A 15,346-nucleotide genomic window follows, 5' to 3' on the forward strand; every position below is an offset into this window, starting at 1 on the left:
GGGCAATCAGACGCAGCCCGACGACGATGCGGGACACACAGTGTCCCGAGGAGGAGCCGGGCAATCAGACGCAGCCCGACGACGATGCGGGACACACAGTGTCCCGAGGAGGAGCCGGGCACCTGCGAAGTGGCGCACGCTACTCTCGGCACCGTGTTCGGGCGACTCCCCCGCCGCCGTACGCCGAGTGTGCGGGCTATGGAGGCAAATAGCGACATTTTTCGCCATAACCCGCACACTCGGCGCAACAAGGCGGCCGCGGCAGCGCTAGCGGCGATCACGTTGGCCGGGTGCGGCAATACCGACTCGTGGGTGAACGCGGCGCCGGCCCAGGGCTGGCCAGCGCCCTACGGCGACGCGTCGAACAGCAGCTACACGTCGACCGCCGGGGCCACCGACTTGGCACTGCGCTGGACCCGCTCGGTCAAGGGCACCCTGGCGGCGGGACCGGCGCTCAGCAGCCGTGGCTGGCTGGTACTAAATGCGCAAACCCCAAGCGGCTGTTCGCTGATGGAATGGGAGAACAACGACAACGGCCGACAACGTTGGTGCGTCCGGCTGGTTCAGGGCGGTGGCTTTGCCGGCCCGCTATTTGACGGCTTCGACAATGTTTACGTCGGACAGCCCGGAGCGATCCTGTCGTTCCCGCCAACGCAATGGACCCGCTGGCGGGCACCGGTGATCGGGATGCCTTCGACGCCAAGAATTCTCGACGAGGGTCGACTTCTCGTCGTCACCCATCTGGGTCAGGTCGTCGTGTTCGACGCACACCGCGGCACCGTGGCGGGCAGCCCGCTGGATCTGGTCGACGGCGTGGATCCGACCGATTCGGTGCGCGGACTGTCCGACTGCGCCCCAGCCCGGCCGGGCTGTCCGGTCGCGGGGGCACCGGCCTTCGCGGCGTCCAGCGGGATGGTGGTGATCGGCGTGTGGCAGCCGGGCGCCAACGCCGCGGGACTGGTGGCGTTGAAATATCACCGGGGGCAGAATCCGCTGCTGACCCGCGAATGGGCCAGCGACGCGGTCGGTGCCGGTGTGCTGGCCAGCCCGGTGTTGTCGGCCGACGGGTCGACCGTGTACGTCAACGGCCGCGACGAGCACCTGTGGGCGCTCAACGCCGCTGACGGTAAGCCGAAATGGTCTGTACCACTGCACTTTCTGGCCCAGACACCGCCGGCGGTATCGCCCGGTGGGCTGATCGTCTCCGGCGGCGGGCCCGATACCCGGTTGGCCGCCTTCAGGGACGCCGGCGACCACGCCCAGCCCCTGTGGCGCCGCGACGACATCAACCCGCTGTCGTCGTCGAGCCTGGCCGGCGACGGCGTCGGCTACACGGTGGCCAGCGGGGCGCCCGGCCCGGGTGCGGCAGGCCTGTCGTTGCTGGTCTTCGATTCGGCCAACGGCCACACAATCAACAGCTATCCGCTGCCGCACGCCACCGGATATCCGGTGGGCGTGTCGGTCGGCCACGATCGGCGCGTGGTTGCCGCGACCAGCGCCGGCCAGGTCTACAGCTTCGCGCCGAAATAACCCGAAACAATCCCGCACCCTAGACTGTCAGCGGCGGGATATCCTTACGCGCCACCCGGACTTGGCTGGCGCCGGCAACGGGCGGCAGCAGTTCCCCCGGCGCAAAGTAGAAGATCACCTCGTCATCGGTGATCGCGAAGTTCTGGTAGTGCGATGCGTCGCGACCCGTGCCGGGCAATACCGCACCGCCGAGCCCGGTTTGGCGGCCCAAATCGCGCTGGACGATCGGGTAAATGGCATCCAGCGGCTTGGTCCCGGGCGCAAACAGGGTGTCGAAGGTCACCGCCTGGCGTCTCGGGAGGTCGTAGTTGAACGCTTTGTAGAACGTCGACGGACGCGGCCCGCCGAGGTCCTCGAACACCTTGAGCACCACGCTGCGAGTGCGCGGCGGTTGACCGGACTGGTACTGCTCGGAGGTGACGTCCATTTGGTAAGGCACGTCGCGTGACGCCGACGTCTGCGCCACATTGACGAACCCGTCGCGGTTCTGGGTGAGGAAATCGGTGATCGCCTGTTCGTCGGGGTAATCGACCGGAAAGCTCATGTTCACCGTGTAGGTGGCGCTCGAGGCCTGCACCTGGCACATCTGACCATCCACGGTTCCGCCCAGGCTGGCGCAGGGAGATACCGCGCCAGCCGTGCCGGCCCACCCGGTGGCCAGCGCGGCGGCGGCCACCACTACGGCCGCGCTCACATTACGCATCCGTCGAATTATCCCCGCAGATAGAACGGCATCAACAACGCCAGAAATGCAACTGGCTGCCCAGCCTACTGGACCGCCTACCGCGAGGCACGGCACACGAACGCCGTCGCAGCCCCCGCCGACCCCGAGCCGATGCGGGTCACCACCACCGACAACGGCGAACTACCACGTAACCGCAGCCGACGCCGCAGCGCATCGGGATCCACGCCGACACCGCGTACCAGGATCTCCAACGGGCCACAGTCCAGGGCCGTCAGCGCCTGCCGCAGCCGTGTCTCGCTGAACGCCAGCTGCTCAACAACCTCGAAGCCGCGCTGCCCCGCCGGCAGCTGGTCGCCGGACAGGTAGGCGATGTCGGGGTCAAGCTGCCACAGCCCGTGCCGCACACCGTAGTGGCGGACCAGACCCGCGCGCACCACGGCACCGTCGGGGTCGACGATCCATCGCCCCGCGGGCCGCACCGGGCAGTCGTCCGGTTCGGCGTCGGTGATCTGTTCACCGCGGTCAAGCATGCTGGCCCGGCGGCGTACCCCTGGGCAGGCCAGCCCAGCCGACCACAGGCACGCTTCGCGCACACGGCCGCCATACGACGTCACCTCAACCTCGCCGTCGAACCTGAGGCTGTCGAAATCGATTCCGGGAGCGCACTTTACGACCAGATCCCGACCACGGTAGACGTTAAGCAGCTGGTCTAGTGAGGGCTGGTAGTCGCGCGGGTCCAAACGCCGACGGCCACAGAGCCGCCGGCCCGGGTCGGCCACCACTGCCGTGTCACGGGTCACCGGGTGCAGGGCGTCGGCGCGGCACAGGTCGACGGTGTCCGCCAGATTGTGCTGAGCCATCTCCAGCCGCACCGGGTCGATGTCACTGCCCACCACCCGGCCGGCAACCGCGCGCAGCGCGGCCAGCTCAGTGCCGATCGAGCACGTCACATCGTGGACCACGCGACCAGCCAGCCGGCCGGCCCGGTGTCGCGCCACCGGGCCCGCGCTGGCTTGCTGCAGCGCCTCGTCGGTGAACAGCCAGTGCGACACGTCGCCGAGCCCGGCCAGCTTGGCGGCGGCTCGCCGGCGCAGCAGCGTCGTCTCCACCAGCGCTGGCGCGCGCTCACCAAAGCGCGCCCGCACCGCGGCGACGTCGGCGACACGGGTGGCGTCTGTCAACGCGAATCCGGCGACCACACGCAGGGCCGCGGCGCCCGATTCCGACCGCAGGTAGCTGACGTCGTCGCGGCTGAACGTGAAGCCGCCGTTCAGGACGGCTTTACCCCGGTGAGCATGACGTTGTAGAACCAGGCCTTCGGCACCACGCGCCGCCATAGGTTGGCGTCAACCCAACTCAGCGTCTTCCAACCGGTGAACGCGAACTTGGCCCAGCCCCAGCCCAATCGCCCCGGCGGAACCGCGGCCTCGATCGTGCGCAACGGCCAGCCCAGCATGGCCGCGCTGAACTCTTCGGTGGCGCTTCGCACGTCGACTGCGCCGGCGTTGGCGGCCATTCGCTCGAGCCTGCCCGGCGTGAAGGTGTGCAGGTCGACGAGCGCTTCCAATGCCGCGGCGCGTGACGATTCATCGAGCTCGGCTTGCGGGCGCCGCCAGCTTCCCAGACCCGGCAACTTGGTGACATTGGTGGTGATCCGCCAGGTCAGCGTGGAAAGGGTGCGCGCGTAGCGGTCGCCGACGGTGGTCGGCTCGCCGGCGAACACGAACCGCCCGCCCGGGCGCAGCACGCGGATGGTTTCGCGCAGCGACAGCTCAACCTCTGGAATGTGGTGCAGCACAGCGTGCCCGACCACCAAGTCGAATGTGTCGTCGTCGTAGGGAATGCCCTCAGCGTCGGCGACCCGACCATCGATGTCGAGTCCCAGTGACCGCCCGTTGCGGGTGGCGACCTTGACCATACCCGGTGACAGGTCGGTGACCGAACCGCGCCGCGCAACCCCGGACTGAATCAGGTTAAGCAAGAAAAATCCTGTGCCGCAGCCTAATTCAAGGGCCCGGTCGTAAGGCAGCGCATAGATCTCCTCGTCGGGGACTACGGCGTCGAAGCAGTGACGCGCGTAGTCGACGCAGCGCTGGTCGTAGGAAATCGACCACTTCTCGTCGTAGTTCTCCGCCTCCCAGTCGTGGTAGAGCACTTGGGCGAGCTTGCTGTCGTGGCGGGCCGCCTCCACCTGCTCGGCCGTGGCGTGCGGCTGCGGCGATGGCTCACCGGCGACCTTTGAACTCCTCGTCATGAGACGTCAGCCTAGCCACCGTCTCGGCCGGCGGAACGGGCGAACACCTCGAGGTAGCGGCGCCTCTGGGCGGCCAGCCGTTCCTCGCGGCTCGCGTCGAACACGTCGCCGATGCCGGCCTTCGCGGCGGCCAGGGCATGTGCCGGGCCTTCCACGAAGCGGCCGGCCCATGTCGCGGCGGCGTCGTACACCTCGTCGGGGGCCACCATGTCGTCGATCAGGCCCAGCCTCAGCGCCTCTTCGGCGCCGAAGAAACGCCCGCTGTACACCAGGTCTTTGGCTCGGCTGGGGCCCAGCGTGCGGGTCAGCCACGTGATCGCGGCGCCGTCGGGAATAAGGCCGGTCAGGATTTCGGTGGCGCCGAACTTGGCGTTGTCGCCGCTGACCCGCCAGTCGGCCGCCAGCGCCAGGGTCAGCCCCGCGCCAAGCGCGTAACCGGTGATAGCGGCCACGGTGGGCTTGGGGATGGCGGCCACCGCCTCGACAGCTTGGTGACGCACCCGGGCCCAGGTCTCTGCCTCCTCCGCGGTCAACGCCCGCAGCGCGGGCATGTCGTCGCCGGCGGAGAAGATCTCATGGCCGCCGAACAGGATGACGGCGGCGACGTCGTCGCGGCGGCTCAGTTCGGCGGCGGCCGCTGCGATCTCCCGGTACATCTGGCGGGTCGCCGCGTTGGTGGGCGGCCGCGACAACACCAGCGTGGCCACACCCGGCTGGTCGGCGCCGAGGTAGATGCTGACGAACTCTTTTACCGCCACCGTCGGCCCCGCGCCTGGTTGTAGCGGTCGGAGTCGAAGAACTCGATTTCCCAGTTGTCGCCTTTCCTCGCCAGGTCCGCTTGCACCGTGACGATCCGGCGTTCAACCGCCAGGACTTCGGCAACGGTGTGACCGGCCAGCGCGTCGAGCTGGGTCCACGTCGGTGGCAGCAGGAAGCTGCGCCCGGCCGCGAAGTCCTCGATAGCGGCCTCGGGCGTGGTCCACCCGGCTTGATCGGATTCGGTGTTCTCCCCGTCGGCGCGCTGACCCTCGGGCAGCGCTGCGACGAAGAAGTAGGTGTCGTAGCGGCGGGTGCGCTCGGCTTCCGGGGTCACCCAGTTAGCCCACGGCCGCAGCAGATCGGCACGCAACACCAGGTTTTCCCGCCGCAGAAAGTCGGCGAACGACAGCGTCCGGTCGGCCAGCGCGCGGCGCGATTCGCGATACAGCGCGGCGTCGCTGACGATGCCGTGCGGGTCGTCGGCGGGACCCGCGAACAGCACCCCGGATTCTTCGAACGTCTCCCGGGCGGCGGCGCATACCAGCGCCTCGGCCAAGTCGGCCTGGATGCCAAACCGCTGGGCCCACCAACTCGGCGGAGGTCCCGTCCAGGCGATGTCGGCGTTGCGGTCGCGGTCGTCGACGCCGCCGCCGGGAAACACCATCACCCCGGCGGCGAACTCCATCGCCGAATGGCGGCGCATCAAAAACACGGCAAGGCCATCGGCGGTGTCGCGAACCAGCATCACGGTCGCGGCCGGGCGCGGTGTCAACGGCACAAACGGCTCGCCAGTCGACGAGGTCATGAGCGCCTCCGGTGGGCGGCACGGACACGGGTTCGCCGGGCGAAGTAGCGGCCGTCGATGACGTCCACCGCAATCGACTGGCCGAACGCCGCGGACAGATTCTCGGCGGTGAGCACATCGGGCAACAAGCCCGAGGCCACGACTTGGCCTTCCGCCAGCAGCATGCAGTGGCTAAAGCCAAGCGGAATCTCCTCGACGTGGTGGGTCACCAGCACCAAGGCCGGCGCGTCGGGGTCGGCGGCCAGGTCCGTCAGCCGCGCCATCAGTTCTTCTCGGCCCCCCAAGTCCAGTCCGGCCGCCGGCTCGTCAAGCAGCAGCAGTTCCGGATCGGTCATCAGCGCGCGGGCGATCAGCACTCGTTTACGCTCACCCTCGGAGAGCGTGTCGTACGTGCGGTCGGCCAGGTGCTCAGCGCCCAGGCTCTCCAGCATGTCGATCGCCCGGGTGTAGTCGACGTCGTCATAACGCTCACGCCACCGGCCCAGCACCGCATAGCTGGCCGACATCACCAGGTCGCGCACCACTTCGTCGCCCGGCACCCGTTGCGCCAACACCGACGAACTCAAGCCCACCCGGGAGCGCAGCTCGGTCATGTCGACGCGCCCCAGCCGCTCGCCGAGCACGTAGGCCACCCCCGACGACGGGTGCTCGGCCGCGGCGGCGATCCGCAGCAGCGAGGTCTTGCCGGCCCCGTTGGGCCCGACGATGACCCAGCGCTCGTCAAGTTCGACCGTCCAGTCCACCGGACCCACCAGAACTCGCCCATCACGGCGCAGCGAAACGTTTCTGAAGTCGATCAGCAGATCAGGGTCGACTGCGTCGCTTGCGGTTTCGGGCACTCGACAATGGTGCCGTACCGCGACGGTCGACCGGGTGGCGGGTCGCCCGGCTTATTCCGGTGGGATCTCGACGCGTCGCAGCACACCGTCGACCGCGTCGGCGGCCTCGATCTCTCCGCGCGTGACGCCGAGGATGAACAGCACGGTGTCCAGGTACGGATAGGTCAGCGACGCGTCGGCGATCTCGCGCAACGCTGGTTTGGCATTAAACGCCACACCCAGCCCCGCAGCGGCCAGCATGTCGATGTCGTTGGCGCCGTCGCCGACCGCGACCGTCTGCTCCAGCGGCACCCCCGCTTGGTGCGCGAAGTCGCGTAGCGCCTTGGCTTTTCCGGCCCGATCAATGATCGGACCGACGAGTCGGCCGGTGAGTTTGCCGTCGAGGACCTCCAGCTCATTGGCGGCCACAAAGTCGAGCATCAACTCGTGGGCAAGCGGCTCGATGATCTGCCTGAACCCGCCTGACACCACGCCGATGTGAAAACCCAGCCGGCGCAGCGTGCGCAACGTCGTCCGCGCGCCGGGCGTCAGCTGCAACTCGCCGGCGACTTCGTCGAGCACTGCTGCGGGCAAGCCCGTCAGCGCGGCGACCCGCTGTTGCAGCGACGCGGCGAAGTCAAGCTCGCCGCGCATCGCTCGTTCGGTGATCGCCGCGACCGCCTCCTTGGTGCCGGCCCGGGCGGCGAGCATCTCGATGACCTCACCCTGGATCAGGGTCGAGTCGACGTCGAACACGATGAGTCTTTTTGCCCGGCGCTCCAGGCTGTAGTCCTCGACCGCGATGTCGATGCCCTGGTCGGAGGCGACCCGTGTCAGGGCGGCTTGCAGCTGGCCCCCGGCGCCCGGTGGCACCGAGACACGCAGCTCCAGGCCGGTGACCGGATAGTCCGAGACGCCCCGGATCACGTCGATGTTGACACCGAGTGCGGCCACCGCGCGGGCCACCGCACCGAACGCATCGGCGGTGATCGGTCGGCCGAGCACGACGATGGTGTGCGTCGACGGTTCCCGGATGACCGGCAGCCCCTCGCTGCGCTCGATGGTGACGTCCAGACCCTTGGCGTGAATGGCCGCCTCGAGCTCTGCCCGCAGGGCGTGGCCCTCGGCCTCTTCCAGCGCTGCAGACACCAGCACGCCGAGCGTCAACCGGCCGCGGATCACCACCTGTTCGACGTTGAGCAGCTCGACCTTGTGCCCGGAAAGCACTTCGAACAGTGCGGAGGTCACACCCGGCTTATCGACACCGGTGACGGTGATCAGCACCGACACCTTAGGCGGTGTGTTCACTCCAGATTGCCGCCGCTGCAACGCATTACGTGCGAACGCTCACGTCGTCGGCTCTGGTGACATCACCGGTTTTCGGGCCATGACCGCGGCCAATGTGGGCTTCGGCACGCAGTCGCTCCACCATGTGCGGGTAGTGCAGCTCGAAGGCCGGGCGCTCCGAGCGGATCCGGGGCAGCTCGTAGAAGTTGTGCCGTGGCGGCGGGCAGGTGGTGGCCCACTCCAGCGAGTTGCCGTAGCCCCACGGGTCGTCGACGGTGACTGGTTCGCCATAGCGCCAGCTGCGGAACACGTTCCACACGAACGGAAGCATCGACACACCCAGGATGAACGCCCCGATCGTGGACACGACGTTGAGCGGCTGGAAACCATCGCTGGGCAGATAGTCGGCGTAGCGGCGCGGCATGCCCTGATCGCCGAGCCAGTGCTGCACCAAAAACGTGGTATGAAACCCGATCAGCGTCAACCAGAAATGCAGCTTGCCCAGCCGCTCGTCGAGCAGACGTCCGGTCATCTTCGGAAACCAGAAGTACACCCCGGCGAACGTGGAGAACACGATCGTGCCGAACAGCACGTAGTGGAAGTGGGCGACGACGAAATAGGTGTCTGTGACGTGGAAGTCCAGCGGCGGGCTGGCCAGCAGCACACCGGTCAGACCCCCCAGCAAGAAGGTGACCGCAAAGCCGATCGCAAACAGCATCGGGGTCTCAAACGTCAACTGTCCCTTCCACATGGTGCCGATCCAGTTGAAGAACTTGATCCCGGTGGGCACCGCGATCAGATAGGTCATGAACGAGAAAAACGGCAGCAGCACCGCGCCGGTCGCGAACATGTGGTGCGCCCACACCGCCACCGAGAGCGCAGCAATGGCCAACGTCGCGTAGACCAGCGTGGTGTAGCCGAAGATCGGTTTGCGGGAGAACACCGGGAAAATCTCGGTGACGATGCCGAAGAACGGCAGCGCGACGATATAGACCTCGGGGTGGCCGAAGAACCAGAACAGGTGCTGCCACAACAAAACTCCGCCATTGGCCGGGTCGTAGATGTGGGCGCCCAGGTGCCGGTCGGCGGCCAGCCCGAACAACGCCGCGGTCAGCAGCGGGAATGCCAACAGCACCAAAATCGACGTCACCAAGGTATTCCAGGTGAAGATCGGCATGCGGAACATCGTCATGCCCGGGGCGCGCATGCACACGACGGTGGTGATCATGTTGACCGCGCCCAAGATGGTGCCCAGACCGGCGACGATCAGGCCCATAATCCACAGATCGGGGCCGGCCCCGGGCGAGTGGATGGCGTCGGTCAACGGCGTGTAGGCGGTCCAACCGAAGTCGGCGGCGCCGCCGGGGGTGATGAATCCGGCGATCGCGATTAAGGAGCCGAACAGGAACAGCCAGTAGGAGAAGGCGTTGAGCCGCGGGAAGGCGACGTCGGGTGCACCGATCTGAAGAGGCAGTACCAGGTTGGCGAACCCGAACACGATCGGGGTCGCGTAGAACAGCAGCATGATCGTGCCGTGCATGGTGAACAGCTGGTTGTACTGTTCGTTCGACAGGAACTGCAGACCGGGCGCGGCCAGCTCGGCGCGCATCAACAGCGCCAATATGCCGCCGACGAAGAAGAAGGCGAAGCAGGTGACGACATACATGATCCCGATCATCTTGTGATCGGTGGTCGCCACTAGCCGGTAGACCAAGTTGCCCTTGGGGCCCATGCGGGGCGGGAACGGGCGAGTGGCCTCGAGTTCTCCCAGCGGGGGCGCTTCGGCTGTCACGAGCTCCTCCAAACATCCTCAGAGGCAGATGCCTCTGGATCTTCTGTGGAATCCTAGCGTCCGATCCGTTCGGTAAAGAGCTTAGTCCTACATAACGTCGTAACAGCGCGCGCAACCGGGCCGGCACACGGCGGCCGGATGTTACCGTCGTGCATGTGCTGTTCAGCCGTGTGCGACCCGGCGTTCTGCCGGCCGCGGTGGCAACAGCGATTTTCGTGACGCTGTGCTCCGGTTGCAAACCCGCGCCGCTCGGCGGCCAGCGCCCGTCGCCGACCCGATCGGTGATCACCAGCACCACCACCATCGCCGGTGCCGGCGTCCTGGGGAATCAGCGTCGTCCCGATGAATCGTGCGCGCCGCAACCGGCGCCGGTGGACCCGGGTCCGCCGACCCGCTCGGCACCCAACGCCGCCGGCGTGAGCCCCGCTGCGGCCGAGGTCCGCGCCGAACCGCAACGTATCGTGGTGCTCTCCGGTGACCAGCTCGACGCCTTGTGCGCGCTGGGATTGCAGTCTCGGATCGTGGCCGCCGCGTTACCGGACGACTCGTCGGGCCAGCCCTCCTACCTGGGCACGGTCATACACCGGTTGCCCGGTGTGGGCACCCGCAGCGCTCCCGACGTGCCGGCCATCGCGGCGGCCAAACCGGATCTGATCCTGGGCTCGATAGCCTTAACGCCCCATTTGTACCCGGCCCTGGCGGCGATTGCGCCGACCGTCTTCACTGGCGCGCCCGGGGCCGCCTGGGAAGATAACCTGCGCCGCGTGGGCGCCGCCACGGCGCGCGCCGGCGCCGCGGATAAGATCGTCAACGATTTCACCGCTGATGCCGCGCAAGCCGGCGCCGCACATGATGCCAGCCACTACCAAGCGTCGATCGTCCAGCTGACCACCAACACGGTGCGGGTTTTCGGCGCCCACAACTTCCCGGCCAGCGTGCTCACCGCAGTCGGCGTCGACCGGCCGGCCTCGCAGCGATTCACCGATAAGCCATATGTCGAAATCGGCGCCAGCGATACCGATCTTGCGGGCACACCGGATTTTTCGGCGGCCGACGCCGACATCGTCTACGTGTCGTTCACGTCGCCGGCCGCCAAAGACCGCGCCCCGGCCGTGTTCGACAGCAACGCGTGGCGCAAGCTGTCCGCCAACCGGGACAACCGGGTGTTCGTGGTCAACAACGAGGTATGGCAGACCGGGCAGGGCGTGGTCGCGGCCCGCGGCATCGTCGACGACTTGCGCTGGGTCAACGCCCCGATCAACTGACGACGACGCTATCTCCCGTCATGCTCGCCGCGCCAACCCAAATACATAGAGTGCCTATGCTAATCTGGTGGTGTTCCCCCAATATCCGGATGCTTTAAATACACCCACGAGGTTTGCCATGAGCACAGTTTCTGCGTATGCGGCCACGTCGGCCAGCGAACCGCTGACGAAAACCACCATCACTCGCCGCGACCCGGGTCCCCACGACGCGGTGATCGACATCAAGTTCTGCGGCATCTGCCACTCAGATATCCACACCGCCAAAGCCGAATGGGGCCAACCGAATTACCCCGTCGTCCCGGGTCATGAAATCGCCGGCGTGGTGAGCGCCATCGGTTCTGATGTCACCAAGTACAAGGTCGGCGACCGCGTCGGCGTGGGTTGCTTTGTGGACTCCTGCCGCGAGTGCAGCAGCTGCCTTGCCGGCGTGGAGCAGTATTGCAAGGCGGGGATGACAACGACCTACAACGGCGTCGGCCGAGACGGCCAGCCGACCTACGGCGGATACAGCCAGGCGATCGTCGTCGACGAGAACTATGTCTTGCGCATCCCCGACGCGCTGCCGCTGGATGCGGCCGCACCGCTGATGTGCGCGGGCATCACGCTGTACTCGCCGCTGCGACACTGGAATGCCCGGCCCGGCAAGCGGATTGCGGTGATCGGCTTGGGCGGGCTTGGCCACATGGGCGTCAAGCTGGGCAAGGCGATGGGCGCCGACGTGACGGTGCTGTCGCAGTCGCTGAAGAAGATGGAGGACGGGCTGCGCTTGGGCGCCGGCCACTACTACGCGACCTCGGATCGCGACACCTTCCGCAAGCTGCGCGGTAGCTTCGACCTGATCCTGAACACGGTTTCGGCGAACCTAGATCTCGGCCCGTACCTGAATCTGCTTGACGTCGATGGCACCCTGGTCGAATTGGGCATCCCCGAGCACCCGATGCCCGTACCGGCCTTTGCTCTGGTGCTGATGCGCCGCAGCATCGCCGGGTCGAACATCGGCGGCATCGAGGAAACGCAGGAGATGCTGAACTTCTGCGCCGAGCACGGTGTGCGGCCCGAAATCGAGGTCATCGATGCCGACTACGTCAACGACGCCTACGAGCGCGTACTCGCTAGCGATGTGCGCTACCGCTTCGTCATCGACACCTCAACGCTGTAATTTGCCCCGTGCGGGCCCACCCCGTCGGGTGGATCAAAGCCCCCACCGGTTGCTTTATTGTGCCATTACGGAAAACTCCAGCCATAGGTGCTTTTTGACCACACCCAAGTGAGCTAGCGTAACAACCATCAAGCTACCAAATGCGCCACCCGCAGATCCGGTGACCAGTGCAATCAACACCTGATATTGGTGCACTAATTCCCATCGCTGCAGAATTAGCGCCGCCAACCCTTCATAGAGTCCTGCCAAAATAGCAAACGAGAAGAGAGGGAACTTGACTAACAATAGTCGTTGCGTGGTCGTGACCAATTGGATGCCTAAACGGGATACCGCTTTAATTGTCAGCAAATAAGTTGCGCCTGTGACGATAAAAGCGCCTGCGACAGAAACGAAACCGCAAATCACGAGGTATTCTGCCCGCGAAAGCACCAGCAAGTAACCAATGCAAAATTGTATTAAAAAAATAACTGCCAGCAATAAGCCTCCCCACACCCCTGCGGTGAATGGCTGAAGCATCCGCATAATGGCTGCGTTGTTGACGTCAACTTTTATTATGCGAAAAGCAATATAATTCAGGACTAAACAAATCACGACCGTCCCGATGAAGCCTATAGCGATCCCGTAGATCCCGACAAGGGTAGCGTTTTTGGCAAATGACGCGGACCACGAAGCGGCGTTCGCAGCGTGGCCGGTCGAAGCGATGCTCGACCCATTCTTAGAAAATAGCGGCACTAACGGAACCGTGATTCCCTCTAATAAGGCGAAAATCCAGACCAGATGCCACGAGACGTCGACAGTAACGTGTATATGCCGCTCCTGCATAAATCTGCGCGCCGTGTCGTGGGCCTCGCGCGCTCGCCCGAGGTCCGGCAGTTGCCGACGACACAACCTACGGAGCACGTCGCCCCAACCCGGCGCACGAGCAGGTCAACCAACGGCGCTCACGTCGGCGGCCGGTGAAGGTCGGCCCGCACTCCGCGGCGAGTCTTCGTCGTCCGCCAAGCATGAGAGCAACCTATGCCTTGCCGAACCGGGAACGCACGAAGATTCGGTGTCGTCGGCCTCCGGCCAAGACCCAGGATGAGGCCCTTCCGGGGGGTCGCTGGAGTGTCGAAACCGCACCGCGTTTCCAATCAGACAAATGTCAAAAACAGTGTCACCGCAAAGGTGACGGCGCTAGCATCCCTATTACGCACATGCACAACTACTAGCAAGGAAGGCAAGCCGATGACGAGCATTGTGAACGCGCTGAAAGCTGTCGCATTGGCTGCAACGCTGACGGCTGTACTGCTGCTATCGTCGGGCTGTTTCATGGTCGTAACCGGTACCCCGCCAACGGCAGCTGCTCCTCTGTGATGGCCAACCGCCGCCATCGCCGGTAACAGGCACCGACACGGACCCGCCGGCAATCGTTCACCACCGCCAGCGGGCCGGGTGGCGACCGGGCCGGTGGCTTGCCCGCTCAGCCGGCCGCGGCCCGGCCCGCCACGTCGTCGTCGGCCGTGAGACGGCGGGGGTCGATACCCTGCAGCGGCCAGCCTGCGGCAGCGAGCGTGCCGGCGACGCGCCTGATGTTCTCCGGGCCCGCATCGTAGTGGGTCATGTCGGCGACGAATTCCGCGACCACGTCGGCCTCGCCGGTGCCGTCGGCAAGCGCCGCCGATCCGGGCGTGGTGATTTTCTGTATCAGGCCGCGAACCTGGTCGTCGGTCAGGTCGGTGCTGCGCAACAACGTCAACAGCGGCACGCGATCAGGGCCGGGAACGCCGTCGGGGTAGCCGGCCCGTAGCCACTCCAACACCGAATTGAGAAACGACTCGCTTGCCATACCACCAGTGTTCCGGCAGCGGCCGCACCAGCGCCACTGTGCCGCTGTGTAATTGACGCAGTTCACACGTCCTTCACAGCCATAACGGCACGTTTCCGACTGGATCGCTTACGCTTAGAAGTCCCAGTCTTCATCTTCGGTGACGACGGCCTTGCCGATCACGTAGCTCGACCCCGACCCCGAGAAGAAGTCGTGGTTCTCATCGGCGTTGGGCGACAACGCCGAAAGGATCGCGGGGTTGACGTCGGTCTCGTCGCGCGGGAACAGCGCCTCGTAACCGAGGTTCATCAACGCCTTGTTGGCGTTGTAGCGCAGGAACTTCTTCACGTCCTCGGTCAGCCCTACCTCGTCGTAGAGATCCTGGGTGTACTCCACTTCGTTGTCGTAGAGGTCGAACAGCAACTCGTAGGTGTAGTCCTTGAGCTCTTGGCGCTTGGCCTCATCGACCAGCGCCAGCCCGCGCTGGTACTTGTAGCCGATGTAGTAGCCGTGCACCGCCTCGTCGCGGATGATCAGCCGAATCATGTCGGCGGTGTTGGTCAGCTTGGCCCGGCTCGACCAGTACATCGGCAGGTAGAACCCCGAGTAGAACAGGAAGCTCTCCAGCAGTGTTGAGGCGACTTTGCGCTTGAGCGGCTCGTCACCGCGGTAGTACTGCATCACGATCGCGGCCTTGCGCTGCAGGTTGGGATTCTCCTCCGACCAGCGGAAGGCGTCATCGATCTCGGCGGTCGAGCACAGCGTCGAGAAGATGTTGCTGTAGCTGCGCGCGTGCACCGACTCCATGAACGCGATGTTGGTGTAGACGGCTTCCTCATGCGGAGTCAGCGCGTCCGGAATCAGGCTGACCGCCCCGACCGTGCCCTGGATGGTGTCGAGCAGCGTCAGCCCGGTGAAGACCCGCATGGTCAGCTGCTTCTCGCCGGCAGTGAGCGTGTTCCAGGATGGAATGTCGTTGGACACCGGGACTTTCTCGGGCAGCCAGAAATTTCCGGTCAGCCGATCCCAGACCTCGGCGTCCTTTTCGTCTTGCAGCCGGTTCCAGTTGATCGCCGATATCCGGTCGATCAGCTTCACGTTCTCGGTCACCAGCACCCCATTTCACCAGGACGTTTTTCCGCTGTCCCCTAACGTCAAACACTACCCCTGGTGGGTGACAACTCG

General features: G+C 65.7%; 15 protein-coding genes. 3 read left to right on the forward strand and 12 right to left on the reverse strand.

What is annotated here, in order from left to right; all coding sequences use genetic code 11:
* Window positions 1-198 precede the first annotated feature (198 nt).
* Complete coding sequence (locus MHEC_RS17285; protein WP_048890838.1) at window positions 199-1,530, forward strand: PQQ-binding-like beta-propeller repeat protein; 1,332 nt, start codon at window positions 199-201, stop codon at window positions 1,528-1,530.
* A gap of 19 nt (window positions 1,531-1,549) precedes the next feature.
* On the opposite strand, the gene MHEC_RS17290 is transcribed toward MHEC_RS17285, so the two are convergent.
* From MHEC_RS17290 to ctaD, 8 genes are all read right to left on the reverse strand, one after another.
* A complete protein-coding gene (locus MHEC_RS17290) occupies window positions 1,550-2,233 on the reverse strand; it encodes an esterase (protein ID WP_048890839.1) in 684 nt (227 codons plus the stop codon).
* A 77-nt stretch (window positions 2,234-2,310) separates the two neighbouring features.
* Window positions 2,311-3,552, reverse strand: a complete 1,242-nt coding sequence (locus MHEC_RS17295; protein ID WP_048890840.1) for a class I SAM-dependent methyltransferase — start codon at window positions 3,550-3,552, stop codon at window positions 2,311-2,313.
* Window positions 3,486-4,469, reverse strand: a complete 984-nt coding sequence (locus tag MHEC_RS17300) for a class I SAM-dependent methyltransferase (protein WP_048890841.1) — start codon at window positions 4,467-4,469, stop codon at window positions 3,486-3,488. The genes MHEC_RS17295 and MHEC_RS17300 overlap by 67 nt, the downstream gene beginning before the upstream one ends.
* Before the next feature lie 11 nt (window positions 4,470-4,480).
* Window positions 4,481-5,227 (reverse strand): enoyl-CoA hydratase, encoded by a 747-nt coding sequence (locus MHEC_RS17305; protein ID WP_048890842.1) that lies wholly within the window; start codon window positions 5,225-5,227, stop codon window positions 4,481-4,483.
* Window positions 5,218-6,033: an NUDIX hydrolase gene (locus MHEC_RS17310; RefSeq protein WP_048890843.1), complete on the reverse strand. Its 816-nt coding sequence runs from the start codon at window positions 6,031-6,033 to the stop codon at window positions 5,218-5,220. The genes MHEC_RS17305 and MHEC_RS17310 overlap by 10 nt, the downstream gene beginning before the upstream one ends.
* The gene (locus tag MHEC_RS17315) at window positions 6,030-6,872 is read right to left on the reverse strand and encodes an ABC transporter ATP-binding protein (RefSeq protein WP_048890844.1); all 843 of its coding nucleotides are present in this window, start codon (window positions 6,870-6,872) and stop codon (window positions 6,030-6,032) included. The genes MHEC_RS17310 and MHEC_RS17315 overlap by 4 nt, the downstream gene beginning before the upstream one ends.
* Before the next feature lie 51 nt (window positions 6,873-6,923).
* A complete protein-coding gene (gene serB, locus MHEC_RS17320; protein WP_048890845.1) occupies window positions 6,924-8,159 on the reverse strand; it encodes a phosphoserine phosphatase SerB in 1,236 nt (411 codons plus the stop codon).
* Window positions 8,160-8,184: 25 nt separating this feature from the next.
* A complete protein-coding gene (ctaD, locus tag MHEC_RS17325; protein ID WP_048890846.1) occupies window positions 8,185-9,930 on the reverse strand; it encodes an aa3-type cytochrome oxidase subunit I in 1,746 nt (581 codons plus the stop codon).
* A 155-nt stretch (window positions 9,931-10,085) separates the two neighbouring features.
* Between ctaD and MHEC_RS17330 the strand changes: the two genes are divergently transcribed.
* Both MHEC_RS17330 and MHEC_RS17335 read left to right on the forward strand, forming a co-directional pair.
* The gene (locus MHEC_RS17330; protein WP_048890847.1) at window positions 10,086-11,195 is read left to right on the forward strand and encodes an ABC transporter substrate-binding protein; all 1,110 of its coding nucleotides are present in this window, start codon (window positions 10,086-10,088) and stop codon (window positions 11,193-11,195) included.
* A gap of 118 nt (window positions 11,196-11,313) precedes the next feature.
* Complete coding sequence (locus MHEC_RS17335; protein WP_048890848.1) at window positions 11,314-12,354, forward strand: NAD(P)-dependent alcohol dehydrogenase; 1,041 nt, start codon at window positions 11,314-11,316, stop codon at window positions 12,352-12,354.
* Window positions 12,355-12,408: 54 nt separating this feature from the next.
* Here the strand turns inward: MHEC_RS17335 and MHEC_RS17340 are convergent, their stop codons facing one another.
* The 4 genes from MHEC_RS17340 to nrdF all read right to left on the reverse strand — a co-directional run bounded on the left by MHEC_RS17340 (window position 12,409) and on the right by nrdF (window position 15,271).
* Window positions 12,409-13,176, reverse strand: coding sequence for a hypothetical protein (locus MHEC_RS17340; RefSeq protein WP_048890849.1), 768 nt, complete (start codon window positions 13,174-13,176; stop codon window positions 12,409-12,411).
* A 311-nt stretch (window positions 13,177-13,487) separates the two neighbouring features.
* On the reverse strand, window positions 13,488-13,667 hold the full coding sequence (locus tag MHEC_RS17345; protein ID WP_142358680.1) for a hypothetical protein: 180 nt from the start codon (window positions 13,665-13,667) through the stop codon (window positions 13,488-13,490).
* Between the two features lie 149 nt (window positions 13,668-13,816).
* On the reverse strand, window positions 13,817-14,182 hold the full coding sequence (locus MHEC_RS17350) for a DUF3349 domain-containing protein (RefSeq protein WP_048890851.1): 366 nt from the start codon (window positions 14,180-14,182) through the stop codon (window positions 13,817-13,819).
* Window positions 14,183-14,296: 114 nt separating this feature from the next.
* Window positions 14,297-15,271 (reverse strand): class 1b ribonucleoside-diphosphate reductase subunit beta, encoded by a 975-nt coding sequence (gene nrdF, locus MHEC_RS17355; protein ID WP_099869391.1) that lies wholly within the window; start codon window positions 15,269-15,271, stop codon window positions 14,297-14,299.
* Between the last annotated feature and the right edge of the window lie 75 nt (window positions 15,272-15,346).

Source organism: Mycobacterium heckeshornense (assembly GCF_016592155.1).
GTDB classification, from domain to species: domain Bacteria; phylum Actinomycetota; class Actinomycetes; order Mycobacteriales; family Mycobacteriaceae; genus Mycobacterium; species Mycobacterium heckeshornense.

Bases quoted from the DNA above. Each gene is read 5' to 3' on its own strand.
- MHEC_RS17290 (WP_048890839.1), bottom strand. From the start codon at position 2,233: ATGCGTAATGTGAGCGCGGCCGTAGTGGTGGCCGCCGCCGCGCTGGCC.
- MHEC_RS17300 (WP_048890841.1), bottom strand. From the start codon at position 4,469: ATGACGAGGAGTTCAAAGGTCGCCGGTGAGCCATCGCCGCAGCCGCAC.
- MHEC_RS17350 (WP_048890851.1), bottom strand. From the start codon at position 14,182: ATGGCAAGCGAGTCGTTTCTCAATTCGGTGTTGGAGTGGCTACGGGCC.
- MHEC_RS17345 (WP_142358680.1), bottom strand. From the start codon at position 13,667: ATGAAACAGCCCGACGATAGCAGCAGTACAGCCGTCAGCGTTGCAGCC.
- MHEC_RS17340 (WP_048890849.1), bottom strand. From the start codon at position 13,176: ATGCAGGAGCGGCATATACACGTTACTGTCGACGTCTCGTGGCATCTG.
- MHEC_RS17295 (WP_048890840.1), bottom strand. From the start codon at position 3,552: ATGGCGGCGCGTGGTGCCGAAGGCCTGGTTCTACAACGTCATGCTCAC.
- MHEC_RS17335 (WP_048890848.1), top strand. From the start codon at position 11,314: ATGAGCACAGTTTCTGCGTATGCGGCCACGTCGGCCAGCGAACCGCTG.
- MHEC_RS17285 (WP_048890838.1), top strand. From the start codon at position 199: ATGGAGGCAAATAGCGACATTTTTCGCCATAACCCGCACACTCGGCGC.
- MHEC_RS17310 (WP_048890843.1), bottom strand. From the start codon at position 6,033: ATGACCTCGTCGACTGGCGAGCCGTTTGTGCCGTTGACACCGCGCCCG.